This window comes from Aerococcus sp. L_32, from assembly GCF_050689315.1.
Map to the genome: position 1 here is coordinate 1 of NZ_JBOEQF010000220.1, position 3,505 is coordinate 3,505.

Consider the following 3,505-nt stretch of genomic DNA (forward strand, 5'->3'; position numbering starts at 1 on the left):
AAATCCAACCATGCCAGACTTTACCGGATTGAACGCGTCAGCTAGTCAAGCGTTAACTTCATTACTTGGTATTGAAGTAGAACTTGAGGGTGAAGGCGTCGTTGTTGGGCAGTCGATCGCAGTAGGTGAACAAGTCAATAACGATAAGACGATTGTGTTACAATTAGCTGAGTCATAAACACTTAAAAACAAGGAACATAAATCTACATTAACCTATAAATATAAGGGAAGAGAAAGGGAAAATTATGGTATTACTATTTATCACGACACTAGTGTTAACGCTAGTCGGTATGCCGTTTTTCATTCAATTTATGCGTGAAAAACAATTCGGACAAGTTACAAGAGATGAGGGACCAGCTTGGCATAAAGCCAAATCTGGTACCCCAGCAATGGGTGGGGTCGTTTTCCTATCCGCAGCCCTAGTCGGCTTATTGATCTGGTCTATTCTTACTGGGCAATGGCACAGTGAAGTTTGGTTGTTAGTTGGGACAATGATTTTCTTTGGTGGTATCGGATTTGCCGATGACTTCTTAAAGATTTTTAAGAAACAAAATGAAGGTTTAACTTCACTGCAAAAATTGATTTTACAAATTGTGGGTTCAGCGCTAATCGTATTATTAATGCGTGTGATTACCTTCCATGTGTCGATTCCATTTCCATTTACAACAGGCATTACAAACGTCTTATTCGTCTTCGTCTTCTTATTACTATGGATCACAGGATTTTCAAATGCCTTCAATTTAACGGACGGACTTGACGGCCTATCATCAGGTCTTGGTGTCATCTCATTCTCAACTTATGCACTGATTGCATTTAGAATGGGTGAACGCGGAATTGGGGCCTTCTGTATCGCTATCGTTGCCGGATTATTAGGGTTCCTATTTTTTAACCGCAAACCAGCTCGTATCTTCATGGGAGATGCCGGGTCACTAGCTCTAGGTGCTTTATTAGCTGTTATTTCAGTAATGTTAAGCAACCCTTGGTCATTACTATTGATTGGATTCGTATACGTAGTTGAAACAGCTTCAGTTATCATACAAGTCACTTCATTCAAATTGACCGGTAAACGTGTCTTCAAAATGTCACCAATCCACCATCACTTTGAAATGATTGGTTGGAGCGAGTGGAAGGTAGATATTATCTTTTGGGCAGTCGGTTTAGTCACAGCCATCATCGGCTTATTATTCTTTTAATTTAAATTTTTACTAAAGGGGAAATCATTATGGAAGCATCACAATGGCGCGAATCAGTTCGCAATAAAAAAATATTAGTACTCGGACTTGCAAAGACTGGTGTTTCAGTCGTGCAACATCTACAAGCACTGGGGGCAATTGTTACTGTCAACGACTTTAAACCCCTTGAAGAAAATAAAGATGCCCAATCTCTTATCGAGGAAAATAATGCCCGTGTTGTTGCTGGCGGTCATCCCGTATCACTATTAGACGAAGACTTCGCCTTTATGGTTAAAAACCCAGGTATTCCTTATAGCAACCCAATGGTCGTTCGCGCGCAAGAAATTGCCCTACCCGTCTATACCGACATCGAACTTGCAGATAAGATGACCGATGCCACAATCATTGGTATCACTGGTTCTAACGGTAAAACAACAACTACTAGCCTAGTTGGCGAAATGTTAGGGAAAGCAGATTCACTTGCAGGTGAAAGCTATATTGGGGGGAACATTGGGATTCCTTCATTAGACATCGCTTCAAAAGCTGAAGCAGATGACCGGTTGATTTTAGAATTATCTTCCTTCCAATTAATGGGGACAGATGCATTTAAACCACATATTGCAGCCATTACCAATATTTACGCTGCCCATTTAGACTATCATGGTTCAATGGACGGTTATATTTCTGCAAAATGGCAAATCACTGCCAACCAAACTGTAGATGACTTCTTGATTTTAAATGCCGACCAAATGGACGTATTTGGCGACCGAGCGACAAAAGCAACAGTTGTGCCTTTTTCAGCGACCACTATTCAACCTGACGGTGCTTGGTTTGACCAAGATAGCCAAAACTTTATGTGGCATGATGAAATTGTCTTCAATAGAAAAGATTTCTTCCTACCAGGACACCACAACTTAGAAAATATGCTAGTGGCCGTTGCTATTGGTAAATTACTAAGAATTTCAAACGAAGAAATCAAAAACGGCGTATCTGCCTTCCACGGCGTGAAACACCGCCTACAGTTTGTTGCTGAAATCGACGGTCGTCGTTTCTACAATGATTCAAAAGCGACAAATAACGATGCCTCCATTACAGCCCTTGATTCATTCAGTCAAAAACATGACAATGTCATTTGGTTAGCGGGCGGTTTAGACCGAGGGAATGAAGTGACTGAATTAGCAGATCATATGGACCGTGTGAAAGGTATGGTTGTATTCGGACAAGCAGCAGATAAATTTGCTGACCTAGGACAAAGTCAAGGTTTAACAGAAATTGAAAAAGTAGAATGGATCGAAGAAGCTGTTAAAGCAGCCTTTGACATGTCAGCACCTGGTGACACCATTCTATTGTCACCAGCTTCAGCTTCTTGGGACCAATATCCAAACTTTGAAGTCCGTGGTGACCGTTATATCAAAGCGATTGAAGACTTAGGTAAATAAATTAATTAGCGAGAAAAAGGAGTTTATTATGCGAATTTTACTTTCCGGTGGTGGGACTGGGGGGCATATCTACCCAGCCTTAGCCCTAAGAAAACAAATTTTAGCGCAATATCCGGATGCAGAATTTCTGTATGTGGGGACTGAAGGTGGATTGGAATCAAAAATTGTGCCTAATGAAGGGGTCAATTTCAAAACTATCCAAATTCAAGGGATCAAACGGTCATTGTCTTTAGATAATGCTAGGACAGTTTATTACATGTTTGATAGTGTCCGTAAGGCAAAGCAAATCGTCCGCGATTTTAACCCGGATGTAGCGATTGGTACAGGTGGTTATGTCTGTGCACCGGTTTTATATGCAGCTGCACGTACAGGTGTGCCAAGTATTATCCACGAACAAAATTCCGTTGCCGGCATGACCAATAAGTTTTTAGCGCCTTTTATGGCAAAAATAGCTATTTGCTTTGAGGATGTAGCGAAAGATTTTAAACGATACGCGAACAAAGTAGTTTTCACAGGTAATCCGCGTGCCCAAGAGGTAGCGTCTATTACAGACAAGGCAGATTTAACTGCTTATGGTCTAGAAAACGGCAAGCCAACAGTATTGATTTTCGGTGGTAGTCGTGGCGCTTTACGAATCAACGAAACTGTTAAAGAAGCTATTCCATCATTTATCGAAAAAGATTATCAAGTATTGATCGCTTCAGGGGATACTTACTACGAAGAATTTAAAGAAGCATTCGCTGACTTTAATGAGTGGGATAATGTACAAATTGTGTCCTATATCGATAATATGCCCGCCTTGTTCAATACCATTGACCTAGTCGTGTGTCGTTCAGGCGCAACAACTATGACTGAATTAACAGCCTTAGGGACGCCATCTATTTTGATTCCAAG

At 40.9% G+C, this 3,505-nt stretch carries 4 protein-coding genes; all 4 read left to right on the forward strand.

All coding sequences use genetic code 11. The features are described 5' to 3' along the window. Positions 1 to 10 precede the first annotated feature (10 nt). Positions 11 to 178: a PASTA domain-containing protein gene (locus ACRCJ0_RS10735; protein ID WP_431390432.1), complete on the forward strand. Its 168-nt coding sequence runs from the start codon at positions 11 to 13 to the stop codon at positions 176 to 178. 67 nt (positions 179 to 245) lie between these two features. After that, positions 246 to 1,193 carry a phospho-N-acetylmuramoyl-pentapeptide-transferase gene (gene mraY, locus ACRCJ0_RS10740; RefSeq protein ID WP_016897664.1) on the forward strand — a complete coding sequence of 316 codons (948 nt, stop codon included), beginning with the start codon at positions 246 to 248 and terminating at the stop codon, positions 1,191 to 1,193. A 29-nt stretch (positions 1,194 to 1,222) separates the two neighbouring features. Continuing rightward, the gene (gene murD / locus ACRCJ0_RS10745) at positions 1,223 to 2,611 is read left to right on the forward strand and encodes a UDP-N-acetylmuramoyl-L-alanine--D-glutamate ligase (protein WP_026465395.1); all 1,389 of its coding nucleotides are present in this window, start codon (positions 1,223 to 1,225) and stop codon (positions 2,609 to 2,611) included. Positions 2,612 to 2,639: 28 nt separating this feature from the next. Next, positions 2,640 to 3,505 (forward strand): undecaprenyldiphospho-muramoylpentapeptide beta-N-acetylglucosaminyltransferase (gene murG, locus ACRCJ0_RS10750; RefSeq protein ID WP_431390431.1); only part of this gene is annotated, 866 nt, incomplete at its 3' end.

Coding starts and splice junctions, on each gene's coding strand:
- ACRCJ0_RS10735 (WP_431390432.1), top strand. CDS start 11: ATGCCAGACTTTACCGGATTGAACGCGTCAGCTAGTCAAGCGTTAACT.
- mraY (WP_016897664.1), top strand. CDS start 246: ATGGTATTACTATTTATCACGACACTAGTGTTAACGCTAGTCGGTATG.
- murD (WP_026465395.1), top strand. CDS start 1,223: ATGGAAGCATCACAATGGCGCGAATCAGTTCGCAATAAAAAAATATTA.